The 15,864-nt window shown below is 66.1% G+C and carries 19 protein-coding genes and 1 tRNA gene; 12 read left to right on the top strand and 8 right to left on the bottom strand.

Annotation, left to right across the window (positions count from 1 at the left end; all coding sequences use genetic code 11):
- The first annotated feature begins 359 nt into the window (after positions 1-359).
- The 3 genes from KZ498_RS06580 to hpt are packed head-to-tail and all read left to right on the top strand — an operon-like array spanning position 360 to position 3,360.
- Positions 360-848, top strand: a complete 489-nt coding sequence (locus tag KZ498_RS06580) for a hypothetical protein (RefSeq protein WP_312617835.1) — start codon at positions 360-362, stop codon at positions 846-848.
- Positions 845-2,746 (top strand): hypothetical protein, encoded by a 1,902-nt coding sequence (locus tag KZ498_RS06575; RefSeq protein WP_312617834.1) that lies wholly within the window; start codon positions 845-847, stop codon positions 2,744-2,746. The genes KZ498_RS06580 and KZ498_RS06575 overlap by 4 nt, the downstream gene beginning before the upstream one ends.
- 44 nt (positions 2,747-2,790) lie before the next feature.
- The gene (hpt, locus tag KZ498_RS06570) at positions 2,791-3,360 is read left to right on the top strand and encodes a hypoxanthine/guanine phosphoribosyltransferase (RefSeq protein WP_312617833.1); all 570 of its coding nucleotides are present in this window, start codon (positions 2,791-2,793) and stop codon (positions 3,358-3,360) included.
- A gap of 160 nt (positions 3,361-3,520) precedes the next feature.
- Here the strand turns inward: hpt and KZ498_RS06565 are convergent.
- The 3 genes from KZ498_RS06565 to KZ498_RS06555 form a co-directional block, all read right to left on the bottom strand.
- Positions 3,521-3,595 (bottom strand) — tRNA-Met (locus KZ498_RS06565).
- A gap of 74 nt (positions 3,596-3,669) precedes the next feature.
- Entirely contained in the window at positions 3,670-4,152 is a 483-nt protein-coding gene (locus tag KZ498_RS06560; protein WP_312618510.1) for a GtrA family protein, read from the bottom strand.
- Positions 4,152-4,919: a glycosyltransferase gene (locus KZ498_RS06555; protein WP_312617832.1), complete on the bottom strand. Its 768-nt coding sequence runs from the start codon at positions 4,917-4,919 to the stop codon at positions 4,152-4,154. Before KZ498_RS06555 ends, KZ498_RS06560 begins: the two co-directional genes overlap by 1 nt.
- Positions 4,920-5,036: 117 nt before the next feature.
- On the opposite strand from KZ498_RS06555, the gene KZ498_RS06550 reads away from it, so the two are divergent.
- Positions 5,037-7,355 (top strand): DUF2298 domain-containing protein, encoded by a 2,319-nt coding sequence (locus KZ498_RS06550; RefSeq protein WP_312617831.1) that lies wholly within the window; start codon positions 5,037-5,039, stop codon positions 7,353-7,355.
- Positions 7,356-7,389: 34 nt separating this feature from the next.
- On the opposite strand, the gene KZ498_RS06545 is transcribed toward KZ498_RS06550, so the two are convergent.
- Positions 7,390-7,662 carry an HAH_0734 family protein gene (locus tag KZ498_RS06545; RefSeq protein WP_312617830.1) on the bottom strand — a complete coding sequence of 91 codons (273 nt, stop codon included), beginning with the start codon at positions 7,660-7,662 and terminating at the stop codon, positions 7,390-7,392.
- A gap of 185 nt (positions 7,663-7,847) precedes the next feature.
- On the opposite strand from KZ498_RS06545, the gene KZ498_RS06540 reads away from it, so the two are divergent.
- The 7 genes from KZ498_RS06540 to KZ498_RS06510 all read left to right on the top strand — a co-directional run bounded on the left by KZ498_RS06540 (position 7,848) and on the right by KZ498_RS06510 (position 11,166).
- Positions 7,848-8,111 carry a hypothetical protein gene (locus tag KZ498_RS06540; protein WP_312617829.1) on the top strand — a complete coding sequence of 88 codons (264 nt, stop codon included), beginning with the start codon at positions 7,848-7,850 and terminating at the stop codon, positions 8,109-8,111.
- Positions 8,112-8,249: 138 nt separating this feature from the next.
- On the top strand, positions 8,250-8,528 hold the full coding sequence (locus KZ498_RS06535) for a 50S ribosomal protein L44e (RefSeq protein WP_004593654.1): 279 nt from the start codon (positions 8,250-8,252) through the stop codon (positions 8,526-8,528).
- A gap of 2 nt (positions 8,529-8,530) precedes the next feature.
- Entirely contained in the window at positions 8,531-8,704 is a 174-nt protein-coding gene (locus tag KZ498_RS06530; protein WP_004518703.1) for a 30S ribosomal protein S27e, read from the top strand.
- A gap of 1 nt (position 8,705) precedes the next feature.
- On the top strand, positions 8,706-9,506 hold the full coding sequence (locus KZ498_RS06525; RefSeq protein WP_312617801.1) for a translation initiation factor IF-2 subunit alpha: 801 nt from the start codon (positions 8,706-8,708) through the stop codon (positions 9,504-9,506).
- A 29-nt stretch (positions 9,507-9,535) separates the two neighbouring features.
- On the top strand, positions 9,536-9,718 hold the full coding sequence (locus KZ498_RS06520; protein WP_312617800.1) for an RNA-protein complex protein Nop10: 183 nt from the start codon (positions 9,536-9,538) through the stop codon (positions 9,716-9,718).
- 5 nt (positions 9,719-9,723) lie between these two features.
- Complete coding sequence (locus KZ498_RS06515) at positions 9,724-10,482, top strand: proteasome assembly chaperone family protein (RefSeq protein WP_312617798.1); 759 nt, start codon at positions 9,724-9,726, stop codon at positions 10,480-10,482.
- A gap of 60 nt (positions 10,483-10,542) precedes the next feature.
- Positions 10,543-11,166 carry a DnaJ domain-containing protein gene (locus KZ498_RS06510; RefSeq protein WP_312617796.1) on the top strand — a complete coding sequence of 208 codons (624 nt, stop codon included), beginning with the start codon at positions 10,543-10,545 and terminating at the stop codon, positions 11,164-11,166.
- Between the two features lie 124 nt (positions 11,167-11,290).
- On the opposite strand, the gene KZ498_RS06505 is transcribed toward KZ498_RS06510, so the two are convergent.
- Both KZ498_RS06505 and KZ498_RS06500 read right to left on the bottom strand, forming a co-directional pair.
- The gene (locus KZ498_RS06505; RefSeq protein WP_312618509.1) at positions 11,291-12,316 is read right to left on the bottom strand and encodes an alcohol dehydrogenase catalytic domain-containing protein; all 1,026 of its coding nucleotides are present in this window, start codon (positions 12,314-12,316) and stop codon (positions 11,291-11,293) included.
- 105 nt (positions 12,317-12,421) lie between these two features.
- Positions 12,422-13,594 (bottom strand): pyridoxal-phosphate dependent enzyme, encoded by a 1,173-nt coding sequence (locus tag KZ498_RS06500; RefSeq protein WP_312617795.1) that lies wholly within the window; start codon positions 13,592-13,594, stop codon positions 12,422-12,424.
- A gap of 83 nt (positions 13,595-13,677) precedes the next feature.
- Between KZ498_RS06500 and KZ498_RS06495 the strand changes: the two genes are divergently transcribed.
- The gene (locus tag KZ498_RS06495; RefSeq protein ID WP_312617794.1) at positions 13,678-14,931 is read left to right on the top strand and encodes an NAD(P)/FAD-dependent oxidoreductase; all 1,254 of its coding nucleotides are present in this window, start codon (positions 13,678-13,680) and stop codon (positions 14,929-14,931) included.
- Between the two features lie 33 nt (positions 14,932-14,964).
- Here the strand turns inward: KZ498_RS06495 and KZ498_RS06490 are convergent, their stop codons facing one another.
- Both KZ498_RS06490 and KZ498_RS06485 read right to left on the bottom strand, forming a co-directional pair.
- Positions 14,965-15,120: a hypothetical protein gene (locus KZ498_RS06490; protein WP_312617793.1), complete on the bottom strand. Its 156-nt coding sequence runs from the start codon at positions 15,118-15,120 to the stop codon at positions 14,965-14,967.
- Between the two features lie 37 nt (positions 15,121-15,157).
- Complete coding sequence (locus tag KZ498_RS06485; RefSeq protein WP_312618508.1) at positions 15,158-15,838, bottom strand: metallophosphoesterase; 681 nt, start codon at positions 15,836-15,838, stop codon at positions 15,158-15,160.
- Between the last annotated feature and the right edge of the window lie 26 nt (positions 15,839-15,864).

The raw sequence follows: 15,864 nt of genomic DNA, 5'->3' as shown, positions 1-15,864 counted from the left end.
TTGTTTTTGCCCTGTGAGCGGCAGCACTGTGCTGCCCCTTGAAAATACCGAATTCAACTGTTAGAAAGCGCCTTTTCTCTTAATTCACGCGACTCATTACCCTTGGTTCAAGAGAGCAAAACTCACTCGTCATGATAAAGGGCACAGAGCGTCTTTTAACGGACTTCACACACTCCGTTTCTTCCCGGGTTACGTCTTCGGGGGCCGTTGAGAATGTGGGTCTTTCAAGTCCCACCCACCGTGGATTGATCGATTAGCTTCGAATGAGGCTGCTAGGTGGGTAGAACCTATCGTGGCAGAATCACGTCTGAGAACCCGCCACGACACTTTTATTTCCACTTACCCAGTGACTGGTAACGATGGAACGAACGCGGGCTGTGAGCACCAGTGCGATAGCCATTATACTCGGCGTCACACTGCTTTCCGGCCCCCTCGTGCCTGGCGTGACACTGGCATCGGAACCGGAACCGGTCGCGCTCCAGACGGGCAACGTCACGGTATCTGTGATTGAAATGCCGGAACGGGTGACGCTCGAAGCGGGGTCCTACGGTGCAGCGAGCTACTACCTCGACGCGCCGCCGGCCCGGGTACACTTCACGAATCTTCGCGGTCAGCCGACACTCGTCTACGAACTCACAATCGAGGACCTGGGCTACACGCGGACGACGAATCACTTCCTGGACGAGTCGACCGGTGACACGTACGACCTGACGCTGGCGTCGGACACGTTCACCGACGAAGAGATCGAGCGTGCGCGGTACAACGGCACAGTGACCGTGAGCAAGCGCGACGGCGCGGGCCACGGCGTGGTGGCGACGCGCAACGTCACAATATCGGTGGTCGAATGACAGCGACGGGGTTCGTCGGGCGTCTCCGACAGCGCACCACGGTGCTTTCGAACACCCGCGGGACGGTGTACTCGGTGCTATTCGGCGACCGGCTCGGCCTGACCGTATTTCTCGGGACGGTCGTGCTGTTCGGGCTGCTGTGGCGGACGGCGTTTCTCATTACCGATTCCTATACACTGGCAAACGGGTTGTACAGCCTCTCGAACGGAAATTTGGCGCTGACAGAGGCTGCTTACGGACCGGGGTTAGACACGCCGGGCGCGAACACAGACGGCGGCCAGCGGTTCGCGCGCAACTACGGTGTTATCGTGCTCTCGTTGCCGGTCGTGTTCGCGCTCGACCTGCTCACCGCCGTCGTCGAACTCCGCATCGCGCTGGTCGCGCTCTGGTCGCTCGCGCTGCTGGCGCTGGTGGTCCAGTGCGGTCGCTACACCGACAGTGACCGGGTCTTCTATGGCGGTACCGTCGCCGTCCTGGGGCTGTTCGGGCTGAACGTCGCGCTGGCACAGCCACTCGACGCCGGTCGAACCCACCTGTACGCGCTGCAGTTGACACATCTGCTCATCGCGGCGTTCACGCCGGTGGTTCTTTATCGACTCCTCAGCCGGATGCAGACGCGTCGGCTGGGGTTCCTGAGCGCTGTCGTGCTCACAGCCGGGACGCCGCTGGCGTTCTGGGCGTCGGTGCCGAAGCGCCACGTCGTCACCGGAACGGTGGTCGTCTGCATGGCGTACTGCCTCTACCGGAGCCGCGAGCCAGCGGACGGGACAGTTATAACGCAGCCGCGGACCTTCCGCGCGCTGGCCTACGCACTGGTGGGTCTGTACGCCTGGGTACACGCTCCGGAAGCCCTACTGCTCTGTGTCGCCCTGGCGCTGGTCGATATCCCGACAGCCCCGGACAACAGTCCCGGGACGCTCGTTCGTATCGGCGCTGTGTTCGCGCTCTCCCTGCTGCCGTTCATCATCACTAATATCGCCATCTCCGGCTCCCCGATCAAACCCCCGAGATTGCTTTCCCGTGGCGGCTCCCTCGGCGGTGATGCGGCGAGCAGCACAAGCGCTGGGGGAAACGGCGGTGGCAGTGGGTCCGGTGGATTGCTCACACCGCTTGCACCGCTGTTCGATATCCTCGGAAGCGCGATGCGGCCGCTGTTGCTGCTGAGCGGCGAGCTCGTTTCGGGGTTCGAAACACTCCAGCGGCGGCCGACCGACGTGTATCACGCGTTCGTCCGGTCGGGAAGCGCGACCGGTGCGCTCGATAACGCCGGCGAGGAATCCGTCAACCTCTCGCTGCTCGAATCCGCGCCGATTCTCGTCGCCATGGTCGGTGCGCTCCCGGTCGTCCGACGGCTGCGTGTGCCATCGTCGATGGCTGCCCGAGAGCTCAGCGACGACCGCGTCGTGGACGCGTTCGCGATAACCGCGTTCGTCGGCGTCGTCCTGCTGTACACCAGCCGCTTACCCCTCCACGCGCAGGTGACCGCCCGGTATCTGTTCCCGCTCTACCCGCTCGGCGTTTACCTGTTCATGCGGCTCCCGGCGGTACGCGAGAGCCTCATCGAGCATTGGCAGACGTTCCTCTGGACAGCCGCAGGCATGGTGTTGCTTGGCGGGCAGGTGACCGTTGTTTTCGTTGCACTGACGGTGAGCGGCATCGGTGAGGCGTTCCAGCTACACGCACTGCTGGCGCTTGGAATCGCTGTCCCACTCGGAGTCTGGGCGCTGGGTGGTCGCTCCGACGGACTGGCTGGGCAGGCCGGAGCTGTGCTCCTCGGTGCGGCGACAGGCGTGACGACTGTGTTCCTCTTCCTGACGAGCGTCGAGTACTACGCGCTGGGCGATACGCACCTCCTGCCGATGATGCGAGCGCTCGGCGAGCTGCTGGCGCTCTACTGAGTCGGTGACGGTGAATTTTAGTACGGGCTTGTAGTACCGCCAGCATGGACCGACTCAAGCAGTCCCTGCTCGAGGCGCCGATTATCGAGAAGGAAGGCTATCACTATTTCGTCCACCCCATCAGCGACGGGGTCCCGATGCTTCGACCGGAACTTCTGCGCGAGATCGTCATCAAGATCATTCGGAAGGCGGAACTTGACGACGTCGACAAGATCGTCACGCCGGCGGCGATGGGCATCCACATTTCCACGGCCGTCTCGCTGATGACCGACATCCCGCTGGTCGTCGTCCGCAAGCGCCAGTACGGACTTGAGGGGGAGGTGTCGCTTTCCCAGGTGACCGGCTACTCCGAGAGCGAGATGTACGTCAACGACGTGTACGAGGGCGATCAGGTGCTCGTGCTCGACGACGTGCTCTCGACCGGCGGGACGCTGGCCGGACTCACGGGCGCGCTCGAAGACATCGGCGCAGATATCCGGGACATCGTCTGTGTCATCAAGAAGGCCGACGGGACGAACAAGCTCGACGAGGCAGGGTACGACGCCAAGACGCTGATCAACGTCCAGGTCATCGACGGCGAGGTCACCATCGTCGACGAGCACGGCGACGACTAGGGCGGTTTTTTACTTCGGAACGGCGATTTGAACCACCTCAAGACGTGCGCGCTTCGCTGCGCGGGACCTGTCTCGTTCAGATCTCCTCAGGTATAATCGCCGGACGCAGCGTCGCTCGGCCATAAAACGCTTCGCCGGAGAAGTGAGTTCGGCAAAATGATAGCGGGAGGTAGATTTGAACTACCGATCTGCGGGTTATGAGCCCGCCGGAATCTCCTGGCTATCCCATCCCGCTACTTTCTGGTTGTCCGGTCCCCTCATTAAGGGTTGTGATTCGAGTGCCGTCCGTGAGTTAGTAACGCGCTGTGCTCACCCGTCCGTGTGGACCTGCCACGTGAAGAGGCTCTCGGCGACGTAATTGACCAGCATCGCGACCCCAATCGCGAGCGGGCTCGCGGCAATGAACCACAGGTCCGTTCCAGCAACGACGAGTTCGACCGTCAGCCACTGCGTGAGCAACCAGTAGATGGTGAGCTGTACCGCGACGCCGCCGGACCGGACCAGATGGGATTTCCCGAGCCGCCTCGCGAACGAACGGCGGCCGGTGTCACCTTGGCCTGCGAACGTCCAGTGTTCGTTGACCAGAAACATCACGAGAATCGCCGTTTCGACGCCGGCGGCTTTGGCCCACATGTCGCTGACGCCGAACGCCAGGCCGAGCACGGCGAGGACGGTGTTGTCGCTGATCGCGCCGACGACGCCAACGGAGGCGAACTGTCCGAAGCGGACGCCGGAGACCAGCGACTCGAATCGGTCGGGGACGACGCGCCGAACGCGCTGTTCGATGTCCATCATCGGTCCTTCTCGACGAGGGCGGTCGGCTCGTCGAGGTGTTCGGCCAGGGCCGTGTGGAACCCGTCGTCGCGTAACTGCTTCGAGCGGTGGCGAGCCGTCAGCAGCGCCTCGAGCAGGTCTATCGACGTTCGTATCGGCGACACCGTCGAGCCGGGCTTGTCTTCCCACGCTATCGGGACCTCTTCGATGCGCAGGTCCAGCGCCGCCGCCATGGCAATCAGTTCTACGTCCCACGCGAAGCCGGGTTCATACAGGTGGTTGCGGACGCGCTCCCAGGCGGCCGCGTCGATGGCTTTCGCACCGCACTGGTAGTCGTACAGCCTGGCATCGAGCAACTGGCCGGCGAGCCACGCGAACCCGTCGCCGAGGAACCGACGGGCGAACGTCTGGTGGGTGGCGACCGAGGCGTCCGGGTGACGGCGGGAACCCACGGCGAGGTCCGTTCGGGCGTCGACGACCGGGGCCAGTATCTGTTCGAGCGAGGCGACCGGTGTCGACCCGTCAGCATCGACGAACGCCAGCACGTCGGTCTCCAGCCGCTCGAACCCGGCGGTGATCGCCGCACCTTTTCCGCGACGGTAGGGCACAGTGTGTACCGCGGCCGATATCGAATGGAGCTGTGCGGGAACGCCGTCCCGGGGCGAATCGAGTTCGACGACGATGGTCCGGGGAGCGAGGGCATCGTCGATAGCGGCGATGTAGGTCCCGAGCTGGTCTATGTCGGGACGATAGGCTGGGAGGACAACCCCGACGGAACGCGACATTGCTGAGAAATGGGGCCGGCGGAAGTAAAAACAGTTCGAAGCTACCGGTCTCTAATCAGTTGATAAGCCCGGGAGCAACGAAAAAGCGTATAGGCCAGCGAACCGGTCCCTTCACTGATGGAATACGGGCTCCTCGCCACCTGGCTCGCCCTCTACCTCCTGTTACTGTACGCTGGCGGGACCGTCGCCGGATTGTTGTTCCCTCGCTTCGCCGACCGCGGACTCGCCTTCGGCGTCCCGGTCGCCGTCTCGATACTGTGGCTCGTCACGTACGTCGTCGGTCGCCTCTCGCTGGCGCTTGGTGTCTGGCTCGGCGTCGCTGTTCTCGCAGCGAGTACGCTGGCTGTCCGACGGGCCGACGGCGGACCGAACGCCCGGACTTACGCCGAGACGGCCGGCGTGTTCACGGTCGCGTTCCTGTTTCTCGTCGGGGTCCGGGCGCTTGACCCCGCGATCGTCCCCATCGGCGGCGAGAAGTTCCTCGATTTCGGCCTGTTGCAGTCGCTGGTCCGGGCTGACAGTCTCCCGTTAGAGGACATGTGGTTCGCCGGCGAACCGGTCGCGTACTACTACGGCGGGCACCTCGTTGCGGCGATTCTCACCAGAATCACGGGAACGGCCGGCCAGTTCGCGTACAACCTCGCGCTGGCGGGCTTTTACGCGACGCTAGTCACGGCGGCGTACGGACTGGCCGGGGCTGTCGCGAGCGAGCGCGGCCTCCCGCGACGACTGGCCGCCAGCATCACGGCGTTCTGTGTCGGCATCGCGAGCAATCTGTCGACGCCGGCGAAGTTCCTCATCTGGCTCCTGCCCGACGGGCTGAGCCGGACGGTTGCCCAGCGGGCCGGCTACGAACTGGAGGGGCTCGCAGCGGGGCCGGACTCGTTCAGCTACTGGGACGCGAGCCGCGTCATCGAGGACAGCGCGGCCGATTTCGGAACGTACGAGCCCGGCGCCGCGCTGGTCATCGACGAGTTCCCGCTGTTCGCCTGGCTCAACGGCGACATGCACGCCCACATGATGAGCACGGGCTTTCTGTTGCTGGCCGCCGCGCTCTGTTTCAGCTACTGCCAGACGCCGGCCGCTGAACGCCGGCGCCGGCTCGCGCTGCTTTTCGGCGCGCTCCCGGCCGTCGCCGGCGTCATGGCCGTGACGAACACGTGGTCGTTCCCGTCGATGGGCGGGCTGGCTCTGCTGACAGTCACCGTCGCGCCGGCCGACCCGACGACGCTCCTCCCGGAGACCCTCGGACAGCGGCTCCGGCTGAGTGGGCCGGGCCAGGAGGGCGTCAGGGTCGGGATGGGGCTGGCCGTCGCCTGTGGCGTCCTCGCGCTGGGACTGCTCTGGTCGCTCCCGTTCTGGCTCGGCCCGGCGAGCGGGCGCGAGATAGCGGTCCTGCCCGACCGGACCTCGCTGCTGGAACTGCTGGCCGTCCACGGGCTGTTCGTCGCCCCGTTCTGGCTGTACCTGTACGCCCAGACCGGGCGCGCCGTCGGGCGGAGCACGGCCCGCGTCGTCGGCCTCGTGGCCGTCGGAACGGCGGCGCTTGCAGCTACGCTGGACATCGCGGCGGTCGGCCTGCTCGCCCCCCTGCTGGTCGGCGCGTGGCTGTTCGCGCGCTCGCCGACGCTTGACCGAACCGTCGACGCGGTCCCGGCGCTCGCCGACGGCGGCGACCGGCCCGTCGGCTTCGAGGCCGTGCTTGTTCTCGCCGGTGCGGGCCTGGTCCTGCTCGTCGAGTTCGTCTTCGTCAGGGAGAACATCGGCCGGATGAACACCGTCTTCAAGACGTACATGCAGGTGTGGGTGCTCTGGGGCGTCGCCGCCGGGCCCGTGCTGGCGTGGCTGCTCACCCGCTGGCGGCCGGCCGACGACCGCTCGCGGGCCTGGGTCTCCACCGGCGTCCGTGCGTTCGTCGCCTTGCTGGTCTGTTCGGCGTCGCTGTACGGCGCGTTCGCGCTCTCGAACCACGTCGACGCCGCGGGCGACCCCACGCTGGACGGGCTGGCGTATCTCGACGACGACCATCCCGATGAAGCCGAGGCGATTCGGTGGCTGGATACGACGACGGAGGGGCGGCCGACCATTGTCACGGCCGCGCCCGCGGGCTACCAGTGGGACGCCGGCGACGGGGAGGGCGCGAGCGCGCCGTCGAGCCTGACCGGACTGCCGACCGTCGCGGGCTGGACCCACGAGGCCCAGTACCGCAACGACACGGTGTACGACCGCCGCGTCGACGACGTAGAGACGATCTACACCGGGGACGCGGCCGAGCAGCGCCGCCTCCTCGAAGCGTACGACGTGCGCTACGTCTACGTCGGCCCCGCCGAGCGGGCCCGCTACGACGAAGTGACTGTCGACCAGTTACAGGGCGTGACCGTGGCAAAGCGGACGGATGGCGTCACGATATACCGGGTGCGGCCGGCGCAGTTCTGAGAACGGGATTGCTCGGGGAGCGTTGCGGGCCGAGTCAGGACTCGGCGTTCGGCGGCGCGCGCTCGCGGAGGACGGTGACGGCCTCGGCCTCGACGTTGTCCGTATCCAGGTGCATCGGGATGTACTCCTGGGTTTTGAACGTCTCCTCCTCGTCCTTCGAGCCGATGGTACACCAGAGCTGGGGCCGGTCCGGGCCGTGCCAGTCGCCCTGCCGAGAGACTGAGAACACTTCGTATTCCTCGCCATCGTACTCGATGCGGCCGCCCTTTCGCAGCCCCGGGTCGCCGAGGATAATGAGCTTCTTCATGCCCGCTCCTTTGCCAACAGCGTACTTAGTGACTTCGAAGGCGACTGCGATATCGGGCGGCGGTCGACAGCGGGACCGAGTCGACCGCCTGTAACTAGAATGACCTTATATTCTTGCCGACAGTGTCTGGACGATTAACATCATGATAGCGGAGATTTATATATCCGGAATGGAGACAGTCGTGTATGTTGAAACAACAGCAGCGGTCGTGCGAGCGGGCCTCAGTCGTGGTCAGTCCCATGGACGAGAACGGTCGGATGGAACTCCGGGATGTCGAGGGCGACAGGACCTACGAAGTCGTGGACTACATCGACGACGAACTGGCGGCGAAGCTGGGGTCGCTCTCGAAGGGCGAAGCGGTGAATCTCGAACTGCTGGCGGGCTCGGATTCGGGTGTGTTCGGCGCGGTCCGGATCGAGTCCAGCGGGCCGTCGGCCCGGTTCCAGTAGCCGGCGCTGCGGCGGGGAGCGTCCGAGCCAGATGTGGGGCAGGTCGCCCGAGAGGGACGTGATTGTGCGGCACACGGTGGGTCCGAACCAAACGGGTTTTAAGCGGGCACGTCAAATCGCTCGGTAAGGCCGATATCTATGCAGATGCCACGACGATTCAATACGTACTGTCCGCACTGTAACGAGCACCAGGAACACGAGGTCGAAAAGGTCCGTAGCGGCCGTCAGACCGGCATGAAGTGGATCGACCGCCAGCGCGAGCGCAACTCCGGTATCGGGAACGACGGCAAGTTCTCGAAGGTCCCGGGTGGCGACAAGCCCACCAAGAAGACGGACCTCAAGTACCGCTGTGGCGAGTGTGGGAAGGCCCACCTCCGCGAGGGATGGCGCGCCGGCCGACTGGAGTTCCAGGAGTAACGATGGCAGGAAGCTTCATCACCGTCGAATGCCCCGACTGCGAGAACGAACAGACCCTCTTCGAGAAGGCCGCGAGCGAGGTCTCGTGTGCCGTCTGTGGCCACACGATCGCCCGCCCCACCGGCGGGAAGGCCGACATCGAAGGCGAAGTGACCGCCGTCGTCGAGGCCCGATAGGATGAAATACAGCGGCTGGCCCGAACCGGGCGAGCTCGTCGTCGGCAAGATCGACGAGATCGAGGACTTCGGCGTGTTCGTCGACCTAGACGAGTACGAGGGCAAGCGCGGCCTCTGTCACATCTCCGAGGTCGCAAGCGGGTGGATCAAGAACGTCCGCGACCACGTCAACGAAGGGCAGACAGTCGTTGCCAAGGTGCTCGACGTCGACGAGAGCGCCCAGCAGATCGACCTCTCTATCAAGGACGTCAACGACCACCAGCGAAAGGAGAAGATCCAGGAGTGGAAAAACGAGCAGAAGGCCGACAACTGGATGGAACTGGCCTTCGGCGAGGACCTGGACGACGAGACCTACGCCGCCATCGCCAACGAACTGCTGGCGGAGTTCGGCTCGATGTACGACGGGTTCGAGTCGGCGGCGATCCACGGCATGGACGCCCTCGAAGACGTCGACCTCTCCGAGGAGGAGATCGACGCCATCGTCCAGACGGCCCGGAACAACGTCTCCGTGCCGTACGTGCAGGTCACCGGCTACGTCGACCTGTCCTGTCCCGAAAGCGACGGCGTCGACGTCATCAAGGAAGCGCTCCAGGCCGCGGAGGGCAACGGCGAGGTCCCCGAGGAGATCGAACTCGAAGTGACCTACGTCGGTTCGCCCGAGTACCGGATCCAGGTGCAAGCGCCCGATTACAAGACCGCCGAGGACGCGCTCGAAGAGAGCGCGGACCGCGCCGCAACGGTCGTCGAGCAACACGGCGGAGCAGGGCAGTTCCATCGCGAGCGAAGCGAAGACGACGAGTAACCGGTCGTTGACCGGGTGTTTCACCACCGATGAAATCGGATATCCGCGTCTGTGCCGCCTGGGCGTCCGAACACGACCGGCCGGTGTACACGCTGGGTGACACCTGTCCGGACTGTGGGAACGAAGCGGTAAACAGCGCACCCGCGCCGTTCTCTCCCGAGGACAGCTACGGCGAGTATCGACGTTCTCTTAAGCGCCGCAGCCGCGAATAAGCCGTATGGACGAATTCGACATCGAGCGCGTAGCGGACCCCGACCTCGACGAGCCGGTACTGGTCGAGGGGTTGCCCGGCGTCGGCCACGTCGGCAAACTCGCCGCAGAGCACCTGCTGGAGGAGCTCGAGAGCGAGCTCGTCCGCCGCGTCTACTCGACGCATTTCCCGCCACAGGTCAGCATCGACGAGGGTCAGGCACAGCTCGCCTGCGCCGAGTTCCACGCCGTCACGCCTGACGAGGGCCAGGACCTGCTCGTGCTCTCCGGGGACCACCAGGCCCAGGACAACCAGGGCCACTACGGCCTGACCGACACGTTTCTCGACATCGCCGACGACTTCGGCGTCCAGCGGGTGTTCGCCCTCGGCGGCGTCCCGACCGGCGAACTCATCGAGGAGTACGACGTGCTCGGTGCGACAACGACCGAGGAGTTCAGGGAGACGCTGGAAGACGCCGGCGTGGCCTTCCGCGAGGACGAACCCGCGGGCGGCATCGTCGGCGTCTCCGGGCTGCTGCTCGGCCTGAGCAAGCGCCGCGGCGTGCCGGCCAGCTGCCTCATGGGCGAGACGTCGGGCTACCTGGTCGACCCCAAGAGCGCGCAGGCCGTCCTCGAAATCCTCCAGGACGTCATCGGGTTCGAGGTCGACTACAGCTCGCTTGAGGACCGCGCCGACGAGATGGAAGAGGTCGTCCGGAAGATCCAGGAGATGGAACAGCAGAACTCCCCGTCGCCCGCCGACGAGGACCTCAGATACATCGGCTGAAGCGGCTATCGCTCGCCAGAGAGCGGGAATTTCTTTACCACTGACCCCCAACAGAGGGTCGTGCAGACACAACTGGGCGCACCGCCGGAGTGGCTGGTTCTCGGCCTCGCCTTGGGTGTTGCCGGGACTCTCGTCGTCGCGGGGCTGTTCGTCCTCGCGAACCGCGTGTTCCCGGCCAAGCGGCCCAACCGACAGGCGACCGACGGCGGTGAGATGCGACGCCGGGCGGAGCTCCGCGAGTACCTCACTGCCATCGACGAGCAGTTCGCCGAGAACCACTTCGTCGAGGGGCAACACGTCGCCTTCTACCTGCCGAAACGGGACGTGGCGATCACCTTCGACGCCCGGGCGTACTACCGCATCGAGCGGTCGCCGACCGTCCCGGTACTGGTCGAACACGAGATGCCGGGCATCCATCTCGGCGCGCGCCTCCCCTTCGAGACTCCAGAGGTCAACCTCGGCCCGGACCCCGAGGAGGAACCACACCCGACAGTGCAGGCGTTCAGCGAACTGGGACTCGCACAGAGCGCGTCACTGGACGACGTGAAGTCGGCCTACCGCAAGCGCGTCAAGGAGGTCCACCCGGACCACGGCGGCAACGAGGACGAGTTCAAACGCGTTCGAGAGGCGTACACGACTGCGAAACAGCACGCGTCCGGCGCGTCGAGACAGCGAGCGTCGTAAGATATCCCACAACGGCGCTCAGACTCGCCTTGTACTCCAGCGGTCGTGGAATGACTATAGTAGCCATTGAAAATCAATGCACACCCGACCGCACGACTGCAGTGCGGTCGGTGTGTAAATCGTTTCAATTGTTACTATAGGGCGTCACGACGAGCTTCCCGACGCTGTCCCGGTCCTGCATCGCCGCAAACGCCGTACCGGTCGCCTCTAGCGGGTACGTCTCGTCGATTTCCGGGGTGAGTTCGCCGTCGGCGACGAGACCGACGAGCCGCTCTAAGTCCCCCTGGGTCCCCATCGTGCTCCCGATGACACGTTTGTGGCCGAGAAACAGGTCGGGAATATCGATCTCGGATGTGCCGCCGGCCGTCCGTCCACACACCGCCATCCGGCCGCCGCGTCGGAGAACGTCCAGCCCGACTTGCGTGTACGCACCGCCGAGGTGATTGAGTACGCCGTCGACCGTCCCGAGATCCGTGACCGCCGCTCGAATCTCGTCCGGGTCGGTGCTCTCGATGGCGTGGTCTAAGCCGAGCGATTCGACGCGATTTAGCTTCGTTTGTGAGGAGGAGGTCCCGACGCTGTGAGCGCCGAGAACTGACGCGAGTTGCACGCCCGCGACGCCGACGCCCCCGGTCACGCCGGGGACGAACACCAGGTCGCCCGGTCCGATTTCGACCCGGCGGAGCATGTGCCAGGCGGTCATATAGGCCGTCGGGAGCGCGGCCGCTTCGACCGTCTCCACGCCGTCGGGGAGGCCGACGAGGCGGTCGGCCTGGACGCGGGCCGCCTCGGCGAGGCCGCCGTGGTAGAGCGAGAAGTTCTCACAGAGATTCTCCGGGCCCTCCCGACAGTAGCGACACGTCCCGCAGGTCTCGTTCGGGCAGAGTACCACACGGTCCCCGGGGTCGACGCCAGTGACGCCCTCGCCCACGGCGTCGACGGTCCCGGCGACGTCGAGGCCGCTGACGAACGGCAGATCGTCCGTGTCGACCATCGCGGAGTCACCTTCGAGGATCCAGAGGTCGTGGCGGTTGATCGCGCACGCCTCGACGGAGACCACCGCCTCTCCGGGGCCGGGTTCAGGGGCTGGGTGATTGATAACCGAGACGCCGTCGGGGCCAGTGAGATCGCTGAACGCTGCGACACGCATCATGTCAGTTGTCGTCCCAGAATAGTATAAACAACACCGAAGCGCGAACAGGCCGGCTCCAGGTTGACCCGTCCCGGTGTGTGTTGCCCGCTATGTATCGTCCGCTCAGATACCCTGGCTCATGAGGTGACTGCGCAGCAGGTCCGCCTCCTTGCTCCCGGCGACGGGGTTCACGAGGACCACGGTATCGTCACCGTCGAAGACGCCGTCGTCGGCCAGTGCCCGCGCACCGGCGATGGCCGTTCCGCCGGTCGCACCGGTTTCTGGCCCCATCTCACAGCCGTCGACGGCACCGGCCAGGATGTCCTTGTCGGAGACGGCGACACCGTCGCCGCCCGAGCGGTCGAGCGAATCGAGTGCCGCAGCGCCGGCGGCCGGGTCGGTGACCTCCAGCGGGCCGACGATGGTGTCGGGGTACTCGATGGTGGCCGGTTCGGCGTCGCCCGCGTTCGCCGCGTCGGCGATGGCGGCCGTCGAGTCCGGCTGTGCGGCGTAGATTCGCGGCACCGAGTCCGCGAGGCCGCTGTCGGCTGCGGCCCGGAAACCGCGTTCGAGGCCGACGAGTGTCTCGCCGTGGCCGGTGGGGTGGACCACCGCGTCGGGGGCCGTCCAGTCGAGCCCGTCAACCGTCTCGAACGCGACGGACTTGGCCCCCTCGATGCGGAACGGATGGCCGGGCGCGACCGGGACCCAGCCGTCTGATTCCTCGGCTAGTTCCGCTTCGAACACCGAGACGGCGTCGTCGTACCGCCCCTCGACGACGCGCATGTCGCCGCCGTGGACGTTCACCATCGCCTTGTTGAGGAACGGACACCGCGAGGGGACAAAGCCCTTCGACTTGACGCCGGCCCGGGCCGCGTAGGCGGCGCTGGCCTGTGCGCCGTTGCCCGTCGAGGGGGTCACGACGCGCTCGGCCCCACGTTGGGCGGCGGCGGTGACCGACAGCGAGAGCTTGCGGTCGCCCAGCGAGGCCGTCGGGTTGCGCCCCTCGTCTTTGATGTACACGGAGTCGACGCCGAGTTCGTCGGCCAGATTCGGGACCGGAACCAGCGGGGTCGCCCCCTCGCCGAGCGTCACCGTGGCGTCTTGCGGGAAGGGCCGGAGGGGCTCGTACCGGCCCGGTCCCGTCGCGTCCGGGAGCGCCGCCGCTGTCAGGTCGGGAACGTCGTAGTCGCCGACGAGGATACCGCCGCAGTCGGGGCAGCGGTCGGCCGTGCTGTCGGTTTCCGCGCCACACGCCGTGCAGATGAGGCCGCGAAACGCCGCAGTCGTCTCCATGTCTCCCTCTGGGGACGGGACGACCAAGTGTGGTCCGGTCCCGCTTCAGCACGCTCTTGTCCCGTGCGGTCGAACTGGGGGACATGACAGACGTCGTCGTCGCCGGGGGCGGGCTCGCCGGGCTGGTCGCCGCCCGGCACCTGGCCGAATCTGGCCGTGACGTGACAGTCTTCGAGCAGGCGTCCGAGGTCGGGGGCCGCGTCCGAACGGCCCACGAGGACGGCTACACGTTCGACCGCGGGTTCCAGGTCATGTTCACCGCCTACCCCGCGGCCAAGCGCGAACTCGACATTGAGGCGCTTGCCCCGCGGGCGTTCACGCCGGGGGCGACAATCGCCAGCCCGAACCACCGCTCGGTGCTGTCGGACCCGCTCCGGAACCCCACAGCCGCGCCACAGACGCTGCTCAACACCGACGTGCGAACGGCTGACAAGCTCAGGCTGTTCCGCCTCCAGCGCGAACTGGCCGGCGTCGAGCCCGTCGAACTGCTCTCCCGGGGCGGGAGAACCATCCAGGAGTACCTCGCCGACTACGGGTTCTCACAGAGATTTGTCGAACGGTTCGCCGCGCCGTTCTACGGCGGTATCACGCTCGACCGCTCGCTGGGGACGGACAGCAGCATCTTCGAGTACACCTACAAGATGCTGAGCGAGGGGGAGATATTCGTCCCCGCCGACGGGATGCAGGCGATGCCGCGACAGCTCGCCGACCGCGCACGCTCGGCGGGCGCGACCATCGAAACCGACGCCGCCGTGACTGACCTGGCGGTCCACGACGGCGAGGTCACCGCCGAGGTGGGCACGGAGACGGTGACCGCAGAGAGCGCCGTCGTGGCGACAGACCCACGGACGGCGGCGGAGTTAACAGGCATCGACGCCATTCCGACCGAGCCCGTCGGCTGTGTCACCCAGTACTTCGCGCTCCCGACGAACCGCGCGCCGACGACCGGACAGCGTATCGTCCTCAACGCGGCCGACGACCGGCCCAACACCGTCGCGCCGCTGTCGGCCGTCGCCAGCGAGTACGCGCCCGCCGGCATGGAGCTGTACAGCGCCACGTTCCTCGGGACGCCCGAAGCGAGCGACGCGGACCTGGCCGGGGAGGTCCGGGACGCGCTGCAGTCGTGGTATCCGAACGCGAGTTTCGAGGCGCTTGAACACCTCCGGACCGACCGCGTCCCGTTCGCGCAGTTCGCCCAGCCGCCGGGGTACCGGGACGCGCTCCCGGACCCGACAGCGCCGGACGGGAACGCCGTCCTGGCCGGTGACTACACCCGCTGGTCGTCGATACAGGGCGCACTGGAAAGCGGCAAGGTGGCTGCCGACCTGCTTCGATAAAAAAGCCGAGCGCCGTTGCCGGACTGCGACGGTCTATGCGGCCGGACCGCCGCTATTCGTGTTTCCCTCGTGGTCGTGGCCCTCCCCTTCGAGGACTTCCGAGACGTACTTTATCGTCGCGAAGTACACCAGCAGTAGCGAGAGCAGCGTAATCGCGATGAGACCCAGCGCGATTTCTGTCTGAACCATATTCCAGCGTCCACCGTCGTGGGTCAAATACTTACCGCTATAGCATGCGACGGAACTCACCCAGCGGCGGGAACGACAGCGTCTCGCGCCCGCTCTCGTCCCAGACGACCGGCTCCAGTCGGTCGGCGTCGGTGACCAGCGGGGACTGGAAGTCGCCGGCGCGCATCTCGTTGACCTCGACGCCGGCGTTCAGCCTGTTGAACGACGGGAGCATCACCACGTCGCTGCCGCGGTACTGGCCGCTCCCGACGAGATAGCAGGGCCGGCGCTGGCCCTCGATGGAGATGGTCGGGTGGTCGTGCCCGACAATGTAGCGGTCGGCGTCGGCTTCGGGAGCCTCGTGGCCGTGGCAGACGACCGTCTCGCCGACGCGGTACGCCGTCTCGGTCGGGCCGTCCCACACGCTGTCGAGCATCGTGTCGTGGTTGCCCGGCGTCACGAGCAGACGGGCACCGGCCCCCTGACAGGCGCTTTTGAGCCCCGCAACGGTGCTCTCGACCGACCGGGGAACGGTCCGGAACGAGTGCAGCAGGTCGCCGGCGACGACAACCTCGTCGGGGTCGTGGCGCGCTACGAGCGACTGGAACCGCTGGACCATGTCCGAGCCGGAGCCGACCGGGAGTTCGAGATTCCCGCCGGTGCCCCGGCCGACGTGGAGGTCCGCGACGACGAGCGTGTCCTCGAGCATGAGCGCCCGGTCGTCGTAGCTGGCTGTCATCGCCGTGGGGTCGGCGCTGGTGACGC

It is taken from the genome of Haloarcula sp. 1CSR25-25 (genome assembly GCF_032027985.1).
Taxonomy (GTDB): Archaea; Halobacteriota; Halobacteria; order Halobacteriales; family Haloarculaceae; genus Haloarcula.
This window is presented reverse-complemented; position numbering and strand designations above follow the sequence as displayed.